Source organism: Streptococcus sp. AS14 (assembly GCF_000286495.1).
GTDB lineage: Bacteria > Bacillota > Bacilli > Lactobacillales > Streptococcaceae > Streptococcus > Streptococcus sanguinis_P.
Genome location: NZ_ALKI01000007.1, coordinates 118,044 through 136,660, shown reverse-complemented (window position 1 = coordinate 136,660; position 18,617 = coordinate 118,044). Strand labels below are relative to the sequence as shown.

At 41.5% G+C, this 18,617-nt stretch carries 17 protein-coding genes; all 17 read left to right on the top strand.

What is annotated here, in order from left to right:
- The first annotated feature begins 53 nt into the window (after positions 1–53).
- The 17 genes from HMPREF1150_RS08685 to HMPREF1150_RS08760 all read left to right on the top strand — a co-directional run bounded on the left by HMPREF1150_RS08685 (position 54) and on the right by HMPREF1150_RS08760 (position 18,368).
- The gene (locus tag HMPREF1150_RS08685; protein ID WP_009659295.1) at positions 54–959 is read left to right on the top strand and encodes a DNA-binding protein; all 906 of its coding nucleotides are present in this window, start codon (positions 54–56) and stop codon (positions 957–959) included.
- A gap of 9 nt (positions 960–968) precedes the next feature.
- Complete coding sequence (locus HMPREF1150_RS08690; RefSeq protein ID WP_009659348.1) at positions 969–3,926, top strand: type I restriction endonuclease subunit R; 2,958 nt, start codon at positions 969–971, stop codon at positions 3,924–3,926.
- Between the two features lie 2 nt (positions 3,927–3,928).
- Positions 3,929–4,078 carry a helix-turn-helix transcriptional regulator gene (locus HMPREF1150_RS11510; RefSeq protein ID WP_083842622.1) on the top strand — a complete coding sequence of 50 codons (150 nt, stop codon included), beginning with the start codon at positions 3,929–3,931 and terminating at the stop codon, positions 4,076–4,078.
- Positions 4,079–4,103: 25 nt separating this feature from the next.
- Positions 4,104–4,928, top strand: a complete 825-nt coding sequence (gene mutM, locus HMPREF1150_RS08700; RefSeq protein ID WP_009659334.1) for a DNA-formamidopyrimidine glycosylase — start codon at positions 4,104–4,106, stop codon at positions 4,926–4,928.
- 5 nt (positions 4,929–4,933) lie between these two features.
- The gene (gene coaE / locus HMPREF1150_RS08705) at positions 4,934–5,530 is read left to right on the top strand and encodes a dephospho-CoA kinase (protein ID WP_009659286.1); all 597 of its coding nucleotides are present in this window, start codon (positions 4,934–4,936) and stop codon (positions 5,528–5,530) included.
- Between the two features lie 4 nt (positions 5,531–5,534).
- Complete coding sequence (locus HMPREF1150_RS08710; protein WP_332249981.1) at positions 5,535–6,737, top strand: multidrug efflux MFS transporter; 1,203 nt, start codon at positions 5,535–5,537, stop codon at positions 6,735–6,737.
- On the top strand, positions 6,737–6,886 hold the full coding sequence (gene rpmG / locus HMPREF1150_RS11505; RefSeq protein ID WP_080555633.1) for a 50S ribosomal protein L33: 150 nt from the start codon (positions 6,737–6,739) through the stop codon (positions 6,884–6,886). Before HMPREF1150_RS08710 ends, rpmG begins: the two co-directional genes overlap by 1 nt.
- A 42-nt stretch (positions 6,887–6,928) precedes the next feature.
- Entirely contained in the window at positions 6,929–7,162 is a 234-nt protein-coding gene (gene secG / locus HMPREF1150_RS08715) for a preprotein translocase subunit SecG (RefSeq protein WP_002894878.1), read from the top strand.
- 89 nt (positions 7,163–7,251) lie between these two features.
- The gene (gene rnr, locus HMPREF1150_RS08720) at positions 7,252–9,600 is read left to right on the top strand and encodes a ribonuclease R (RefSeq protein ID WP_009659346.1); all 2,349 of its coding nucleotides are present in this window, start codon (positions 7,252–7,254) and stop codon (positions 9,598–9,600) included.
- A complete protein-coding gene (gene smpB, locus HMPREF1150_RS08725; RefSeq protein ID WP_002894882.1) occupies positions 9,563–10,030 on the top strand; it encodes an SsrA-binding protein SmpB in 468 nt (155 codons plus the stop codon). Before rnr ends, smpB begins: the two co-directional genes overlap by 38 nt.
- Positions 10,031–10,204: 174 nt before the next feature.
- Positions 10,205–10,636: an Rrf2 family transcriptional regulator gene (locus tag HMPREF1150_RS08730; RefSeq protein ID WP_009659354.1), complete on the top strand. Its 432-nt coding sequence runs from the start codon at positions 10,205–10,207 to the stop codon at positions 10,634–10,636.
- An 81-nt stretch (positions 10,637–10,717) separates the two neighbouring features.
- Positions 10,718–11,719: an NADP-dependent oxidoreductase gene (locus tag HMPREF1150_RS08735; protein ID WP_009659291.1), complete on the top strand. Its 1,002-nt coding sequence runs from the start codon at positions 10,718–10,720 to the stop codon at positions 11,717–11,719.
- 14 nt (positions 11,720–11,733) lie between these two features.
- Entirely contained in the window at positions 11,734–12,570 is an 837-nt protein-coding gene (locus HMPREF1150_RS08740) for an alpha/beta fold hydrolase (protein ID WP_009659258.1), read from the top strand.
- A 228-nt stretch (positions 12,571–12,798) separates the two neighbouring features.
- Positions 12,799–13,761, top strand: coding sequence for a hypothetical protein (locus HMPREF1150_RS08745; protein ID WP_032905385.1), 963 nt, complete (start codon positions 12,799–12,801; stop codon positions 13,759–13,761).
- A gap of 24 nt (positions 13,762–13,785) precedes the next feature.
- Positions 13,786–14,829: a hypothetical protein gene (locus HMPREF1150_RS08750; protein WP_009659236.1), complete on the top strand. Its 1,044-nt coding sequence runs from the start codon at positions 13,786–13,788 to the stop codon at positions 14,827–14,829.
- Between the two features lie 181 nt (positions 14,830–15,010).
- A complete protein-coding gene (tehB, locus tag HMPREF1150_RS08755) occupies positions 15,011–15,874 on the top strand; it encodes an SAM-dependent methyltransferase TehB (RefSeq protein WP_009659302.1) in 864 nt (287 codons plus the stop codon).
- A gap of 424 nt (positions 15,875–16,298) precedes the next feature.
- Positions 16,299–18,368, top strand: coding sequence for a M13-type metalloendopeptidase (locus HMPREF1150_RS08760; RefSeq protein WP_032905372.1), 2,070 nt, complete (start codon positions 16,299–16,301; stop codon positions 18,366–18,368).
- The last annotated feature ends 249 nt before the right edge of the window (positions 18,369–18,617 follow it).

Sequence of the window (18,617 nt, the reverse complement as noted above, 5' to 3'; positions counted from 1 at the left end):
CCTCATATTGTTCCGAACTATGGTATAATAGAGGGAGAAAGTGAGGAGTGCTCATGTATATGACAGTGAGGCAGGCAGCTGATCTCTGGGGGATTTCTGATCGTCGAGTTCGGTCTCTGTGCAGTCAGGGAAAGATTCCGGGTGCTGTCCAAGAAGGGCGTTTGTGGAGAATTCCCTCAGATGCCAGAAAACCAGCGGATGGTCGCTATAAAAAAGCAGAGAGCCTCTTGCCTTTGATTGATGAAAAGATGATGAAGTTATCAAAACTTCGCCCTTTGACGGATGGAGAGCTGGAGCGGCTGAATGAAGAGTTCACAGTCGAATATACTTATAATTCAAATGCCATTGAGGGCAATACTCTGACCTTGCGTGAGACAGATTTGGTCCTGCGTGGATTGACTATTGACCAAAAGCCTTTAAAAGATCATATGGAGGCAATCGGTCATCAGGAGGCTTTTCAGTATGTTCAAAGGCTTGTTGAGGAGAACCAGCCTTTGTCAGATCAGATGATAAAGGATATTCATTATCTAGTATTAGCGGATAAAAAAAATGACCGAGGCATTTATCGGAGAGTCCCGGTGCGCATCATGGGAGCAGCCAATGAACCGGCTCAGCCGTATATGATTGCTCCATTGATGGAGAAGATCCTAATGGACTATGCTGCAAGTCAGGAAAATATGGTGACCAAACTAGCTCAGTTTCATATTGCCTTTGAGAGTATCCATCCGTTTATTGACGGCAATGGCCGAACAGGTAGGCTCTTGGTGAATTTGGAGTTGATGAAGGCAGGCTATCCACCAATTGATATAAAATTTATGGACAGATTAGCTTATTACCAAGCATTTGATGACTTTCATTCAAAAGGAAGTTTATCGGCAATGGAGGATTTATTTGCCAAATATATCAATGAAAGATTGGATATGTATTTGGAGATTTTATCTCTTGCTGATGAAGGATAAGGAGAGCAGATGGCAAATTTAGATATTACTGAGCGTTATGATTTTCAGCAATGGATTTTAAAAGATCTCATTCAGTATAATGGCTATATTCAGCGTGCTCAGTCTGCTTATAATCAAAGGTTGGCTATGGATATAGATATTTTATGGGAATTTCTGATGTCAACCCAAGAAGCAACTGTCGAAAAACTCTTGAAGCGTTTTGATAGAGAAACTATTCTCAATTTGATTAATCAAGAAATTATCAAAGGTGGTCTTCTATTTGCCTTAAAAGATGGAGTGTATATTGAGAATAAAAAACTTCGTCTTATGTACCGCAGACCAGCAACAGACTTTAATGAAAAGGCTAGCCATCAGTATAATTTAAATCGCTTGACAGTAATGGAAGAAGTGGTCTATAAGGACCAAGAACGTATTGACTTAGTCATCTTTCTTAATGGCTTAGCCTTGTTTGCTATTGAGTTGAAACTAAATTCAAGTGGCCAGTCTGTCCAAGATGCTATTAAGCAGTTAAAAGGACGTGATGTTAAAAATCGTCTTTTCCGATTTAATGCAGGAGTATTAGTTAGTTTTGCGGTTGACTGGATGGAAGTCTATATGACAACTCAGCTTAAGGGATCAGATACCTACTTCTTGCCTTTTAATAAAGGAAAGGGTGAAGGGATTGACCAAGGAGCAGGGAATCCCCAGAATAATCAGGGGCCAGAAACAGAATATCTATGGCGAGATTTGCTGAAGAAAGAAAGTATCCTACAGTTGATTGAACGTTTTATCTTTTTAACGCCTGATAAAAAGGATATCATTTTTCCGCGTTATCAGCAGAGACGAGCAGTTAATCGTATTTTAGAAGATATGCGAGTCAACCATACTGACAGAAACTATCTGATTCAGCATTCTGCGGGGTCGGGTAAAACAAATACGATTGCTTGGTTGGCACACAGCTTAGTTAGTCTTCATGATGAAGAAAATCAAAATATCGTTGATACAGTTTTGGTTGTTACTGACCGTATCGTTGTTGACCGTCAACTTCAAGATGCTATTCGTTCTATTGAGCATCAGCCTGGTGTGATTAAGGTTATGGATGATAAGGCTACTTCTAGCGACTTAGCAGATGCACTTGCTGGGAATACAAAAATTGTTGCGACCACTATCCATAAGTTTGCACAAATAAATAAATCAAACTGGATGTCTGCGGGTGTAACAGCAGAAAAGAAATTTGCCATTTTGATTGATGAGGCGCATAGTTCTACGACTGGCTCCTATATGAGTGCAGTCAGTCAGGTATTGACTGAAACGGATATAGAGAACGGCACAATGGATGAGCCACAAGAAGTGTCTGTCGGCGATGCTATTGAACAGGAAATTGCCCGTACAGGGAAACAAGACAATATTTCTATTATTGCATTTACAGCGACACCTAAAGCTACTACATTGCAGTTGTTTGGCTCTACTAGACCAGATGGTTCAAAGGTTCCTTTTGACTTGTACAGTATGAAGCAGGCTATTGAGGAAGGTTTTATTTTAGATGTTCTCAATAACTACACCACTTATAAAACATACTACAAGCTAAATAAGGCGGTCGAAGAGGATCCTGAACTCAAAACGACAGTGGCAAAGCGGAAAATTGCTAAATTTGTGGAGCTATCTGATGAAAATATTCATCAAAAGGTCGAAATTATCATGGACCATTTTATTACTCATGACATCATGGCTGATTTAGGTGGACATGGAAAGGCAATGATTGTAACTTCAGGACGTGAGGCAGCTGTCAAATACCAACAAGCTTTTAAGAAATATTTAAAAGAGCATCATATTACTAGTATCGGAGCGGCCGTCGCTTTTTCAGGAAGGTTGAGCCTTGATGGAGCTGAATTTAGCGAATCTTCTATGAATGGCTTTAGTGAAGATAAGCTCAAAAGTAAGTTTGATACTGATGATTATCAAGTGCTAATCGTTGCAAATAAATATCAAACGGGCTTTGACCAGCCTAAATTATTGGCTATGTATGTAGATAAAAAGTTGCGTGATGTAGCAGCAGTACAGACTTTATCTCGTTTGAATCGTATTGTAAAAGGCTATCACAAAAAGACTTTTATTCTTGATTTTAAAAATACCTATGAGGATATTAATAGAGCTTTTGCTCCCTACTACCGAGAAACAATTTTGACTGAAACGATTACTCCGAGCGATGTATTTGATTTAGATGCTAAAATTGAAAGTTATGGAATAGTAGATAATGATGATGTCCATGCCTATAATCAATTCTTATATCAAGAGAAACGTTCCAGCCGCGATAAACAAAAGATGCTCGCTCTACTGTCAAACGGGTATGCACGAGTGCAGCGTTTTGATGAAAAAGAACAAGTAAATATCCGTAAAGTTATTCGTGGATTTTTACGGATGTATACCTTCTTGATTCAGGCTACAGCTTATCAAAATGAATTGCTTCATGAACGATACAATTATCTGCAAGGTCTTGTGAAAATGATTGATGTCCGATTGGGAGGGAATGATTTCACTATTGCTGATAAGATTGTTGTAGATTATATGAAACACAAACAAACCGGTTTTTACACTGTGGCAGAGTTAGAGGGAAATTATTCGGTGACACTAAATAAGCCGAATTTATCAAATGTTTCTGAAGAACAAGAGAAAAAATTGTCTGAAATCATTGAAGAAATTAATGAGCAGCTTGATTTAGATATTGATGATCAAATTGCTGTTAGCGGGGCAGTCTCAATTAGGGAATTGATGAAGAAGAATCCTAAATTGAAGCAATCAGCTTTAGTAAACTCTCGCGAAGATTTCGAATTTTCATTTGAGGATGAAATTGATAAAGCTTTAACTGATGGTTACACCCAAAATCAAGATTTCTTTGGAGTGCTATTGAGTAATGAAGATTTCAAAAAGCGTATTGCAAAGATTTTTATTGATGATGTTTACCAAAGTTTTAAAAAGAGTGGTGATTAAAAATTCTATTAGGAATAACAAAAATTACACAAGCAAATTTGTCTATTCTAAAAACAGGTAAGGCTAAAGGTATTCGCTTTGCGACCTTACTGGCTATCTGTGAAACGCTGGATTGTCAGCCTGCTGATATTTTAGAGTATATTTCTGGCTAATAAATAGAAGATAGAAAGGAACTTTATGCCTGAATTACCTGAAGTGGAGACGGTTCGGCGCGGTTTGGAGCGTCTGGTTGTTGGCAAGACGATTGGACAGGTGCGGGTCCGCTATGCTAAGATGATCGGTACAGGAGTGGATAGCTTTGTCCATGACTTGCCAAGTCAGACCATTGAAAGGATTGGCCGTCGGGGCAAGTATTTGCTCTTTTACCTGACAGGCGGAGTGCTGGTTTCCCATCTGCGAATGGAAGGCAAGTATCTTTTTTATCCTGATGCGGTGCCTGAGCGCACGCATGCCCATGTCTTTTTCGAGATGACAGATGGTGGAACGCTTGTTTATGAGGATGTTCGTAAGTTTGGGACCATGGAGCTATTGAGAAAGGATCAGCTGGAGACTTATTTTACTGCCAGAAAGCTTGGTCCTGAGCCGACAGAGGCGGACTTTCTTTTGGCGCCTTTTGCAGCAGCTTTGGGTCGTTCCAAGAAGCCTATAAAACCCTATTTGCTGGAGCAGACTTTGGTCGTTGGACTGGGCAATATCTATGTAGACGAGGCCCTTTGGCGGGCGCGGATTCATCCGGCCAGGCCTGCAGCTAGTCTAAAGCCTGCTGAGGCCAAGCGGCTGCGTGAGCAGATTATAGAAGTTTTGCAGCTCGGGATTGAAAAGAGAGGATCGACCATTCGGACCTATCGTAATGCTTTGGGTGAAGATGGCACTATGCAGGATTTTCTGCAAGTTTATGGAAAGACTGGTCAACCTTGTGCTAGATGCGGCAGCCCGATTGAAAAAATTAAGCTGGGTGGACGCGGTACTCATCTCTGTCCTCATTGTCAGAAAGCGAGGTAGCTGTCATGGCAAGAATTATCGGTATCACTGGCGGCATTGCCTCGGGTAAGTCAACTGTGACAGAGTTTTTAAGGCAGCAGGGCTACCAAGTCATTGATGCGGATCAGGTGGTTCATGAGTTACAGGAGCCGGGGGGACGGCTTTATCAAGCTCTTTTATCCGCTTTTGGTCCAGCTATCTTACAGGAAGATGGGCGCTTGGATCGGCCCAAGCTGGGAGCTATGATTTTTGGGAATCCCGAACTCATGGCGCGGTCCAGTCAAATACAAAACCGTATTATTCGCGAGGAACTGGCTGGCAGACGAGGTTTGCTAGCAGAGAAGGAAGATATCTTTTTTATGGATCTTCCCTTGCTGTTTGAGTTACAATATGAGGACTGGTTTGACCAAATCTGGCTGGTGGATGTGACGGAGGAAACTCAGCTCAGTCGTCTTATGTCTCGAAATGCTCTCAGTCAGGAAGAGGCAGAAAAACGCATAGCAGCTCAGCTATCTCTTCGAGAAAAACGAAAGAGGGCAGACGTGCTGATTGATAATAATGGATCGCTTGAGGAAACTCGACAGCAGATTCGCGATGCTTTGAAGAAATTAGAAAGAAGATGATTTTATTACAAATCAAGTAAATTGGAAACATAACCTGAAAGTCGCTTGGTTTGGGAACTTCCTGACAGGTGCCAGCATTTCTCTGGTGACGCCTTTTATGCCACTTTTCGTGGAGCAGCTGGGTGCCAGAGGTCATGAGGTGGAGTATTACGCTGGGCTAGGGATTTCTCTCTCTGCAATCTCAGCGGCCCTGCTCTCTCCTGTTTGGGGAAGTCTGGCTGATCGATATGGCCGCAAGCCTATGATGGTACGTGCGGCTTTTGCCATGGTTTTTACTATGGGCGGTATTGCCTTTGTGCCCAATATTTTCTGGCTCTTGCTCCTACGCTTTCTAAACGGTGTTTTCGCTGGTTATGTTCCCAACAGCACAGCTCTGATTGCCAGTCAGGCTCCCAAGGAAAAAACGGGTTATGCTCTGGGAACTCTCTCGACCGGTGTCGTTGCGGGTAATCTTATGGGGCCATTTATTGGCGGTCTGATTGCGGAGATGTTCGGTATTCGCAATGTCTTTCTTCTGATTGGCGCCTTTTTTCTAGCATCAGCCTTAATGACCTTTTATTTGATTCGGGAGGATTTTGTGCCAGTGACCCGACAAGAAGAGGTAGGCTATAGGGAATTGCTGCGTCAACTCAGGTATCCTAAGATGCTGATTAATCTCTTTCTGACCAGCTTTGTTATCCAGTTTGCAGCTCAATCTATCAGCCCTATCCTTGCCCTCTATGTCAGAGAACTGGGTCAAAAGGACAATCTGATTTTTGTTTCGGGTCTCATCGTTTCTAGCATGGGACTTTCCAGCATGATGAGCTCCAGTATTTTGGGGCGGTTAGGAGACCGTATCGGAAATCACAGGCTCCTGGTGCTGGCTCAGTTCTATTCAATCCTGATTTATCTGCTCTGTGCCAATGCTGGCTCCCCTATGCAGCTAGGCTTTTATCGCTTTTTATTTGGTCTAGGAACAGGGGCGCTGATACCAGGTGTCAATGCTCTGCTAAGTAAGATAACACCCAAATTTGGAATCTCTAGGATTTTCAGCTATAATCAGATTTTCTTTTATCTGGGTGGGGTGGTCGGCCCTATGTCTGGATCGTTCATTGCGGCAGCCTATGGCTATCATTCAGTCTTTTATGCAACAGCAGGGCTAGTTGCTGTCAGTATGCTGGCCAATCTCTTTAGTTTTCGAAATTTATTTAAAAAGAAGGATATCTAGTGCGCGTTAAAATAAATTTAAAATGTTCCAGCTGCGGCAGTCAGAACTATCTGACCAGCAAAAATACTAAAACGCATCCGGACAAAATTGAGGTCTTAAAGTATTGTCCTAAGGAAAGAAAAGTGACTTTACATCTTGAATCCAAGTAGATTTTATGATAAAATAGATAGGATTTTAAGGAGTTTTTATTTATGTACAACCTATTATTAACCATTTTAGTCATTTTATCAGCTATTATTGTCATTGCAATTTTCATGCAGCCAACCAAAAATCAGTCTAGCAACGTCTTTGATGCCAGTGCCAACGATTTGTTTGAACGTCCTAAGGCACGCGGTTTTGAAGCTGTGATGCAGCGTATGACGGGAATCATGATTTTCTTCTGGCTACTGATTGCATTGGTATTAGCAGTATTATCTAGTAAATAAAATGGGCTCTGACTTCGTCTCGGCCTATTTTTTAAGTTTTAAAGAGATTTAAAAGAGATGAAGAAAGAACTCATCAAGAGAAGAGGAATATGAAATCAGAAATCATTGAATATTTAAAAGACAGGCAGCAGGCTAGCGTAGATGAGCTGGCGGCTGCTTTGGGGAAAGAGTCTTCCAAAGATTTTAGTAGCTTGGTCAAGACCATTTCCCAGATGGAAAGAAAGCATCAGATTCGCTTTGATGACAAGGGGCGGATTGAGCTTTATGAGAAGAAAAAGCAAGAGCGTCTGACGCTCAAGGGTGTTTTTCATGCCCACAAGAATGGCTTTGGCTTTGTCACCCTGAATGAGGAAGAGGATGACCTCTTTGTCGGCCGTAATGATGTCAATCATGCCATTGATGGCGATACGGTGGAAGTAGTCATTACCAAGGTGGCAGACCGGATCAAGGGAACATCAGCTGAGGCTAAGATTATCGATATTTTGGAGCACAGCCTGACTTCAGCAGTTGGCCAGCTGGTTCTGGATGAGGAAAAGCCCAAGTATGCGGGCTATATCCGCTCGAAAAATCAGAAAATCCGCCAGCCTATTTATGTCAAAAAACCAGCTATGGTTCTGGATGGTACAGAGGTGCTCAAGGTCGCTATTGACAAATATCCAACCAAGAAACACGATTTCTTTGTGGCGAGTCTGGTCGATGTAGTCGGTCATGTCAACGATCCAGGTATTGATGTGCTGGAAGTGCTGGAGTCTATGGACATTGTCTCTGAATTTCCAGAAAAGGTCTTGGAAGAGGCAGAGCGAGTTCCAGATGCACCGACAGAGAGTGATTTGGAAGGACGTTTGGACCTGCGTGAAGAGGTTATCTTCACCATTGATGGAGCGGATGCCAAAGACTTGGACGATGCTGTCCATATCAAGCGTCTGAAAAATGGCAACTTTGAGCTAGGCGTCCATATCGCAGATGTGTCCAACTATGTCAAAGAAGGCTCTGAGCTGGACAAGGAAGCCCTCAATCGAGCGACTTCTGTCTATGTGACCGACCGCGTGGTGCCTATGCTGCCAGAGCGCCTGTCCAACGGTATCTGCTCCCTCAATCCCAATGTGGACCGGCTGACCCAGTCGGCTATCATGGAGATAGATGCCAAGGGGCGCGTGGTCAAGCATATCATCACTCAGACTGTTATCAAGACAACCTTTCGCATGACTTACAGTGATGTCAACGACATCATTGCTGGAAATCAGGAAAAAGCTGAGCAGTTCAAGGCCATTGTGCCCAGTATTGACAGCATGGTCCAGCTGCATGAGATTCTGGAAAGCATGCGCTTTAAACGCGGTGCGCTCAACTTTGACACCAATGAAGCCAAAATCATGGTCAACAAAGAAGGTCGGCCGGTGGATATTGTCCTGCGTCAGCGGGGAATTGCTGAGCGCATGATTGAGTCCTTTATGCTGGTGGCGAATGAGACGGTGGCTGAGCATTTTGCTAAGCTAAATCTGCCCTTCATCTATCGGATCCACGAGGAGCCTAAGGCGGAGAAGGTGCAGAAGTTTATCGACTACGCCTCTAGCTTTGGGATTCGGATATACGGGACGGCTAGCTCTATGAGTCAGCAGGCTCTGCAGGATATTATGGAGGCGGTCAAAGACCAGCCTTATGAGGAAGTCCTGTCCATGATGCTTTTGCGCTCCATGCAGCAGGCTCGCTACTCTGAGCACAATCACGGGCACTATGGTCTGGCAGCGGAGTTTTATACGCATTTCACCAGTCCGATTCGCCGCTATCCGGACCTTCTGGTTCATCGGATGGTACAGGATTATGGCAAATCTAAAGAAATAGCAGAGCATTTTGAGCAAGTGATTCCAGAGATTGCCAGTCAGTCCTCCAGCCGAGAGCGTCGGGCTATCGAGGCCGAGCGTGAAGTTGAAGCTATGAAGAAGGCTGAGTTCATGGAAGACTTTGTTGGAGAAGAATTTGACGGCGTGGTCTCAAGCGTGGTTAAGTTTGGACTCTTTGTCGAACTGCCTAATACGGTCGAAGGCTTAATCCATGTCACAAACTTGCCAGAGTTTTACAGCTACAATGAGCGGACGATGACCCTGCAAGGAGAAAAGTCCGGCGTGGTCTTCAAGGTCGGTCAGCAGATTCGTATCAAGCTGGTCCGAGCGGATAAGGCTACAGGCGAGATTGACTTTGAATACTTGCCTAGTGAATTTGACCTGGTAGAAAAGACTAGCAAGAGTGGCAGAGGCAAGTCAGGCAGAAAGAGACGCCGTGAAGATGACAAGCGCAGCCATTCTTCCAAAGAAAAAGGCTACAGAGATAAGAAAGATAAGAAGTCCAAGAAAGGCAAGAGCCAGAAGGCATTTTACAAGGAACTAGTCAAGAAAGGAGCCAAGCATGGCAAAGGGAGAAGGAAAGGTCGTCGCGCAAAATAAAAAGGCCAGACACGACTACACCATCGTAGACACCATCGAGGCTGGCATGGTGCTGACAGGGACGGAGATTAAGAGTGTCCGTGCCGCCCGCATCAATCTCAAAGACGGCTTTGCCCAGATCAAGAACGGTGAGGCCTGGCTTAGCAATGTCCATATCGCGCCTTATGAAGAGGGCAATATCTGGAACCAAGAGCCTGAGCGTCGCAGAAAGCTGCTGCTGCATAAGAAGCAGATCCAAAAGCTGGAGCAGGAGACCAAGGGAACCGGCATGACGCTGGTGCCGCTCAAGGTCTATCTCAAGGACGGCTATGCCAAGCTGCTCCTGGGCTTAGCCAAAGGGAAGCACGACTACGACAAGCGCGAGTCCATCAAACGCCGCGAGCAAAACCGCGACATCGCAAGACAAATGAAAAACTTTAATACAAGATGAAAGACTGGGCGACCGGTCTTTTTTATTTTAGGGAGCAAGTTTTCCAGTTATTCGATTGTCTTCGATGACTTTTCTAATTTTAAAAAAAGAAGTGAGCATAATAGTTGATAAGTAACCATCCAGGTGATATACTTGTTCTTGTATCAGATACAAGTTTATGGAAAAGGAGTTTCTATGGATACAAAATTCTCAGTGGCTTTGCATATCTTGACAATGATTAGTGAGAGTAGGGAGACTTTGAGTTCGCAAAACTTAGCGACGAGTGTAGGAACTAATTCTAGCTATATCCGAAAAGTCATTACCTTGTTGAAAAATGCAGGTTTAATTATTTCTCATCAAGGTAAATCGGGCTACCAACTCGGCAAATCTCCTAAGAAGATGAGTTTACTTGAGATTTATTATGCGACCCAAGAAGTTAAGCACATTAGTTTGTTTCAAATGCATCAGAACGCTAATCAAGAATGTCCTGTCGGACAAAATATTCAAGAAGCGGTCTCGCCAATTTTCGCTAGCACAGAAGCTCAGCTAGAAAAAGCACTAAGTCATCAAACATTAGATGATGTCATCAATAATTTATATAAAACAGCTAATCAAGTTCGAAACTGACTTGTAAAATCTTAGTTTTAAAAACAAAAATACAGTCTTGCACTTGATGCAAAGAAGATAAAGGATAGAAAAGAGATTATAATGAAAGCAGCACTACATACAAAATACGATAAAAAGAACATCAACCTTACGATAACAGAAATAGCAAAGCCTATCATTACAGATAATCAAGTTTTGGTTAAGGTCACTGCAGCGGGAGTCAATCCTTTGGACAATATGATTTCCCGAGGAGAAGTTAAGATGATTGTTCCTTACAAATTGCCGCAAACAGCTGGAAATGAAGTTGTTGGAGTTATTGAAGAACTTGGAAGCCGTGTCAGCAACTTCAAACTTGGCGACCGTGTTTTTGCTCGCCTCCCACTTGATCATATCGGAGCTTTTGCGGAATATGTTGGTGTAGATAGTGAAGCCTTGGCAAAAGTTCCAGAATATTTGACAGACATAGAAGCCGCTGCGGTACCTTTGACAGCTTTGACTATTATGCAAGCTCTTGAGCTTATGGGAGCTCAAGCTGGTAAAACAATCTTCATCTCTGGAGGTACAGGTGGTGTTGGTGGCATGGCGATTCCTATTGCTAAAGCAAAAGGCTTGAAGGTCATCACGAATGGTGCTGCTGCTAACGCTGAGCGTGTCTTGAAACTGGGGGCAGATCGCTTTATTGATTACAAGACGGAGGATTATACAAAAACTGTCAGCGATGTGGACTATGTTTTGGATACACTTGGTGGTTCTGAAACAGAGAAGCAAATGTCTATCATGAAAAAAGGTGGACACTTGGTTTCTCTTCGAGCGATGCCAAATGGTGCTTTTGCTAAACGTATGAACTTGCCAAAATGGAAACAAATCTTGCTAGGACTTGCTGGTCGTAAGTTTGATAAGATGGCTGAGAAGTATGGTGTTCATTATCATTTTATCTTTGTTGAAAGTAATGGTGCTCAATTACAAGAAGTGGCAGATATTTTCAGTAAGCTTGAAATCAAACCATCTATTGATACAGTTTACCCGTTTGATGAGGTGAATGCTGCTCTCGACAAGGTTGCGAATGGACGTTCACGTGGGAAAACAGTTCTCAGCTTTGAATAATTAGAAAGAAGTTTATGTCTTACATTACAACAAAAAATCAATACATCTCTGTTGCCGGCAATCAAATTGCTTATCGTGAACTTAGCAAGGGTAAGTCTGACTTTCCGCTTGTTATGTTAGTTCACTTGGCTGCGACCTTGGACAATTGGGATCCAAAACTTTTAGATTTGATTGCGAAAGAGCATCATGTCCTTGTCTTAGACCTACCAGGTGTTGGGGCCAGTCAGGGAAAAGTTGCAACGACTATCCCAGGCATGGCAGAGCAAACCATCGCCATTATAAGTGATTTAGGTTACAATCGTATCAACCTTTTAGGACTATCTATGGGCGGTATGATTGCTCAAGAAATAGTTCGTATGGATTCTGATTTGGTTAATTGTCTTATTTTGGCAGGAACTGGTCCTCGAGGTGGATTTGAAATGGATAAGGTTACCGGAAAAACATTCAAATATATGTTTAAAGCTGCCCTTGAGCGTATTGACCCAAAACGCTATATTTTTTACAATCATGATGAGCAAGGTAAAGTAGAGGCTTTGAAGGTTTTAGATCGTATGGGCGCGCGGACTGAGGAATTTAAGGACAAAGACATGAAAATTGCTGGTTTCTTAACGCAGCTCAAGGCAATCAAGGCTTGGGGACAAGCTCCACAAGACGATCTGAAATATATCACTCAACCAACCTTAATTGTGAATGGTGATAAGGATATGCAAGTCCCAACAGAAAATTCTTATGCTATGCATGAAAAGGTAGAAGGCAGCAAACTTCTTATCTATCCAAATGCTGGACATGGTTCCATTTTCCAATATGCGGATGAATTCTCAAAGGAATTGTTGAGTTTTTTGGCAGCATAAATAGTCAAAATGCTAGGGTTAAAAAAGGACATAGCAACTTTCATACAAGATAAAAGACTGGGTGACCGGTCTTTTTAAGTATTCAACTGTGACTTTTGATTTATGCTATAATGGGAGATGAAGTTTGAGGATGACCACTTTTGGTGAATGATTGATGAAAAAAAGTGGAATGACTCCGAGGACTATCAAAATAAATGGCTAGATGAATTAAAAACTGGTGGTAAGCAAATGAAACTCAATAAAAAATTTTTCATATTTATATTCTGTTTGATTCTGACTTCCGTGGCTTCACTGACTTTTTTTCTAGGTGGGAAGAAGAAAGAATATACTAAGAGTGAATATTGTGTTGAAGGAATACAGCTATTTAATAAAGATAAATATGTTTTGGTTGGCAGTAAAGAAACTGATTCTTTTCGCTATAGTCAAAATTATATAACGGATTTTAAATACAACAGTTTGGATGAATATGACAGTATAATTTCATCTAAAGTAAATAAAGAGGAATATTTCAAAATCAAGATTTATGATTTACACGATTCCACCAAAATAACTAGCAAAGAAGTCGATATCTATAGTTTGTTAGGACGAGAGAATACATATAGGCTTAAGCAGATTCGGGAGCAGTTCTCAAGGGATGGAAAAGAATATTTATCCTTTAGCATGTATTCGAACGAAGGCGGTAAGATAGAAAAAACTATATACGTAATTCTGTCGTTGGATACGGGAAAAATCGAAAAGAAGATGTCAGAAAATGAGTTCAATGAATTTTTAAGTAAAGAGGATATCACAATTTTTCCTTTGGAGGCTTCTTCGCCTATGGCTACCAATTGGAAAAAAGGAGGTATAGAGAGTCAGATTAGTTCTTCAACATCAAATTATCACTTAGGATATGGACCAGGTTACTTAGTAGCTTCTTATGATAAAGGTAATTTAGATCTTTCAGGCACTAATTTTGCAAAACTCTATCCAGAAATTTCAACAAATATAAAAGAAATGAATAAAATCTATTTCCGTCCAGAGCAATACAATGAGGAGGAGTGGTTTAATGATTTAATTCATTGGTTTGCGCCCGAAGGTCAGGATGTAATGGAACTTTATGCCACAGATGAAGCAACTGGAGAGAAAACACAGATTCGATCTTTTAATGATTTCAAGAATTGGGTTGAAACCCATCCACAAAAAGAAAAATAGAAACGATAAGAAGAAAGGTAAAAAATGATAAGAAAATTATTGTTAAGTATTCTTGCTTTAGCAGTCTTGGGACTTGCCATATTTGCTTGGCAGTGTCATTTAAAACAAGATCAGCTTCAAAAAGCTAAGGAAGAAAGAGAAACTTATGAATCCTTAATTTATTATACAGGGACTTTTACAATTGATGATTATTCTTTTCTTGAAAATGGTACAGGGGTAGTGGTTCATTGGAAATCAGAAAATCCAGAGGAAGATGCCTTAGTTCGCAAGTATGCTACTCTGAAAAACGCAGATGAACCAGTGCAAGTGACACGTGGTGCGCGTAATGCCAACTATATTGTTCGAGAGAACATGAAGCTTCCTTCAGGACCGAATTATCTCGATAAAAAAAATGAAGGTAACTATTATACCTTATCCATTTACCACGTTAAGAATCAACAGTTAGAAGGTTATAAAGAAGATTTGTATAAATTAGTTTCAGACTATAATTCTCGATATTTACCTAGAGGAATAGAGGAAACATTAACTGTCATTGATGGAAATAATTATTTGTCTATTCTTGCCTCTGAGTCTGGGGAACATGATAAGTTTCAAACTCTTTGGTACAATCTTGATACTCGAAAAATTGAATGGGAAGATAACAAGACAGCACAATTTCAAAGCCCAACCTTTAATTTTAAACTAAATAGGCAACAGTTTGATGAAAAGTTGGGGAATTTCAGATTTCCTATTTTATATCCTTTAGATGAAGCTGTGGATACAAGTTGGATTCGAAATATCTTGATGGCGCAAACAGACCCAAAGGCAGCGGCATTATTGGAAAAAACGAACTCTCAACTTTATATACTTGATAAGAGCGTTAAAGACTATCTAGAGTTTTATAGTCTGTTAGTTCCTTCGAATACAGACTTATATGAAGGTGTGATTCCAGCAAGTATCAGTAAAGATGGATTGGAACATCCTTTTAACTCTAAAGAGGAATTCAACCAGTTTTATGATGAGAGTAAGGATAAGGAATTAATGAAACAAAAACAGAATAAATCAATTTTACAAGAAAGGGTATACTGATGAGTCGTAAAGAGATAGATGCTGAAAAGTAAACTTCCTATGTGAGAAAGAACTGGCTGATTGACCAGTTCTTTCTTTTTGCTAGAGACAGTTCAACTTGGCACTTGTAAAGTCTGTGCTTTTCGAGTATGATAAAGACAGTTAGATTACTCGTAGTTTGCTTTTAGAGAAAGGATTATTTATGACAGAAGAATTGCTAGCTTATAAACGCATGCCGCTGTGGACGGCTGAGACAATGCCAGAGACAGTAAAGAGAAAGCACAATACCAAAGAGGGAACTTGGGGCAAAATCAATGTTCTCAAGGGACGCCTTAAGTTTGTCGAGATGTCAGAGGAAGGTGAGGAGCTGGCTGAGCACATCTTTGAGGCTGGTCAGGACAATCCTTTTGCCCAGCCCCAAGCTTGGCATCGGGTCGAAGCCTTGACGGATGACCTAGAGTGGTATTTGGAGTTTTACTGTCGGCCTGAGGATTATTTCCCTAAGAAATACGGCAGTAATCCAGTGCACTCAGAGGTTTTGGAAGCCATGCAAACAGTCCGGCCTGGACGGGCTTTAGATCTGGGCTGTGGTCAAGGTCGCAATGCTCTCTTTCTAGCTAAGCAGGGCTTTGAAGTGACAGCTGTAGATCAGAATGAGCTGGCACTGGAGATCTTACGTAGCATTGTGGAGCAGGAGGATTTAGATCTGCCAGTGGGTAGTTACGATATCAACTCAGCTAGTCTAACCCAGACTTATGATTTGATCGTTTCCACCGTTGTCCTTATGTTTCTGCAGGCGGAGCGAATTCCGGATATTATCCGAAATATGCAAGAGCACACAGCGCTTGGTGGCTATAATCTCATTGTCTGTGCTATGGATACAGAAGACTTCCCATGCTCTGTTCCCTTTCCTTTTGCGTTTAAGGAAGGCGAGCTTGCCGAGTATTACAAGGACTGGGAGCTGGTTAAGTACAATGAAAATCCTGGTCACCTCCATCGCCGTGATGAAAACGGCAATCGAATTCAGCTGCGCTTTGCGACTATGCTGGCTAAAAAGGTTCAGTAGAAGATGCTAGGACAGAACTAAATTTTTGAAAATTTAGCTTGGCCCACTTATTTTGAGGCTTAGGTTTAAAAGGTCTGGGAGACAATTTAAATTGTCTCAGATTCAATATTTTTTGAACATAATAAAGCTAGACTGAGATATTTTTGTCTCAGTCTTTTTATTTTAGTAAAAAACTTTAGAAATATTTTAGAATTTCTTGAGAAATATCTGAAGTTTGGACGCTATACTAGAAAGTGCAAGGGGCGAGAGAAAAGAGCTGGAAGCAACAGGACAGCTGATAGAAACTTTAGTTTTTCTTTAAGTGTGAGTCTAGAGCAGATCACTTTTAAAAGCAGACTGAACGACCTAATTCTCTCTTCTTGCGGCAAATTTTTCCAGACCTTCAGTTTTCTGTTGACGAGGAAAAAAGAATATGTTAAAGTAAATGAGTAAAATAAAAAAGTCAATTATATTTTACTTAATATACAAGGAGGAACTCATGAAGAAAAGAACCAAAATCATTCTAACTTCTACGTTGACTGTGACCGGCCTAATCTTGGCTGCCGGTGGCTATTGGGCTTATAAGACCTTTGTCCCTCAGGAGACACCGATCGATAAGAATGCCACAGTGAGGACCAATTACTATCAGGCCATCAATAAAAAATGGCTGGAAAAGGCAGAGATTCCTAGCGATCAGCCGTCTAACGGTGTGTTTTATGAACTGAACGAGCAGGTCAAGGATAAGATGAAGGCGGATGTCAAAAATCTAGTCTCTGGTAAAGAAGAGTCAACGATTGAAGGCATGCCTGAGTTTATCAAATACTATCAGCAAGCGACTGACTTCAAGCAGCGGGAAAAGGATGGCCTAGCCCCTCTCAAGCCCTATCTCAAGGAAATTGAAGACTTGTCCGATTTGAAGGACCTAGCCAGTAAGGCTGTTGACTGGGAAAAGCGTGGTCTAGCACTGCCGTTTACCCTTGAAATTAGTTCTAACCTAGAAAATACCAATCAGAAACAAGTGAATCTGTCCAGTCCAAGTCTTATGCTGCCGGATAAGAGCTACTATGAAGATGAAGGTGCTAAGAAAAGGATGATGGATCCGCTGGAAAAAGCATTCAAAGAAGCCATGCAAAAGCTGGGCTACAGTGAAAAAGAGAGCGAAAAGATTGTCAAAGAAGCCTTAGAATTTGATGGAGAACTGGCCAAGTATGCCCAAAGTAATGAAGAAACTTCGGAAATTAAAAATCTTCACCATCCTAAGACGGCTGAAGACATCAATGCCTACTCTGATACCTTTAAGTTTCACGATATTATCAATGACTATCTAGGCCAGGAAGCTGGTGATGTCAATGTACCTAACCCTAAGTATTATGAAAATTTTGCCAAGGTAGTCAACGACAAGAACTTTGCCAAGCTCAAATCTTGGATACTTGTGAAGCAAGCCGCATCAGCATCTAGTTTTCTAACCGATGACTATCGGCTGATTTTTGCAGAGTACCAAAAATCCTTGCAAGGTACTAAGGAAGCAACTTCAAAAGAAGATGCAGCCTACAATCTGACAACAGGAACTTTTTCAGATGTCTTCAGTCTTTACTATGGACGTAAATATTTCGGTGAGGAAGCCAAGCAAGAAGTAACCCAAATGGTCAAGGATATCAAGGAAGTCTATCGGGAACGTATGCTGAAAAACGAATGGCTATCAGAAGAAACCAAGCAGAAGGCAGTCAAGAAGCTGGATACTATGAAACTCTATATCGGCTATCCTGAAAAAGTTCGCGAAGCGACTAAGGCCTTGAAAGTAGACGATAAAAAATCCTTCTTTGAGAATGCAATTGCTTTGAGTCAAGCAAAACATCAATATGATGTTGAGCACTTCTCTGAGCCAGTAGACAAGGACGAGTGGGTCATGCCTTCCTATGATATCAACGCTTACTACTCACAGGAAAATAACAGTATCAACTTCCCAGCTGCAATCCTGCAGAATCCATTCTTTGATGTTAAGCAAGAGATGGAAAAGAACTACGGCGGTATTGGTATGGTTATTGGTCATGAGATTACTCACGCCTTCGACTCAAACGGTGCAAACTTTGATGAAGAGGGGAATTTGAACAATTGGTGGACAGAAGCAGATAAGAAAGCTTTTGACAAGAAAATTGAAGCTGTTACCAAGCAGTGGGATGGTATTGAAATCTACGGCGGCAAGGTCAACGGCAAGCTTACAGTAACAGAAAATGTAGCCGATGCCGGTGGACTTTCAGCCACTCTCGAAGTTGTGAAAAAGAAATATCCAGATGCAGACTTGAAGAATTACTTTGAAAACTATGCCAATATCTGGAGAAGCAAGGCTAGTCTGCAATTTAACCAACTTCTCTTGAAGGTAGATGTTCATGCTCCTTCCGAGCTTCGGGTCAACCAACAACTCAAAAATGTAGAGGCCTTCTATGAAACCTATCCAGAAATTAAAGAAGGTGATGCCATGTATCTGGCTCCAGATAAGCGGGTCAGCGTATGGTAAGATGGCTTGTCTAGAGAAGACGGTAAAATAATCTAAGCTATGAAGCACAACCAGTTTGGTAATAGGAGAGAAGTTTGTTCTTTTTCCCCTATCCATTCTTTCCTGCGACACTTGCGCGGCTGCGGGTTGTGCCTCCGCAGCCACGTGTCTTTAAAGTCAGATTTTATCTGGCTTTTTTCTTTTACAAAAAAATTTTTATACAGCTTGATATACATCTATGGAAATTTATACAACAGGCTTGGAGGGGCT

What these genes read in the sequence shown, in the direction of transcription:
- HMPREF1150_RS08685 (WP_009659295.1), top strand. Translation starts at nt 54, where the DNA reads ATGTATATGACAGTGAGGCAGGCAGCTGATCTCTGGGGGATTTCTGAT.
- HMPREF1150_RS08690 (WP_009659348.1), top strand. Translation starts at nt 969, where the DNA reads ATGGCAAATTTAGATATTACTGAGCGTTATGATTTTCAGCAATGGATT.
- mutM (WP_009659334.1), top strand. Translation starts at nt 4,104, where the DNA reads ATGCCTGAATTACCTGAAGTGGAGACGGTTCGGCGCGGTTTGGAGCGT.
- coaE (WP_009659286.1), top strand. Translation starts at nt 4,934, where the DNA reads ATGGCAAGAATTATCGGTATCACTGGCGGCATTGCCTCGGGTAAGTCA.
- secG (WP_002894878.1), top strand. Translation starts at nt 6,929, where the DNA reads ATGTACAACCTATTATTAACCATTTTAGTCATTTTATCAGCTATTATT.
- rnr (WP_009659346.1), top strand. Translation starts at nt 7,252, where the DNA reads ATGAAATCAGAAATCATTGAATATTTAAAAGACAGGCAGCAGGCTAGC.
- smpB (WP_002894882.1), top strand. Translation starts at nt 9,563, where the DNA reads ATGGCAAAGGGAGAAGGAAAGGTCGTCGCGCAAAATAAAAAGGCCAGA.
- HMPREF1150_RS08730 (WP_009659354.1), top strand. Translation starts at nt 10,205, where the DNA reads ATGGATACAAAATTCTCAGTGGCTTTGCATATCTTGACAATGATTAGT.
- HMPREF1150_RS08735 (WP_009659291.1), top strand. Translation starts at nt 10,718, where the DNA reads ATGAAAGCAGCACTACATACAAAATACGATAAAAAGAACATCAACCTT.
- HMPREF1150_RS08740 (WP_009659258.1), top strand. Translation starts at nt 11,734, where the DNA reads ATGTCTTACATTACAACAAAAAATCAATACATCTCTGTTGCCGGCAAT.
- HMPREF1150_RS08745 (WP_032905385.1), top strand. Translation starts at nt 12,799, where the DNA reads ATGAAACTCAATAAAAAATTTTTCATATTTATATTCTGTTTGATTCTG.
- HMPREF1150_RS08750 (WP_009659236.1), top strand. Translation starts at nt 13,786, where the DNA reads ATGATAAGAAAATTATTGTTAAGTATTCTTGCTTTAGCAGTCTTGGGA.
- tehB (WP_009659302.1), top strand. Translation starts at nt 15,011, where the DNA reads ATGACAGAAGAATTGCTAGCTTATAAACGCATGCCGCTGTGGACGGCT.
- HMPREF1150_RS08760 (WP_032905372.1), top strand. Translation starts at nt 16,299, where the DNA reads ATGAGTAAAATAAAAAAGTCAATTATATTTTACTTAATATACAAGGAG.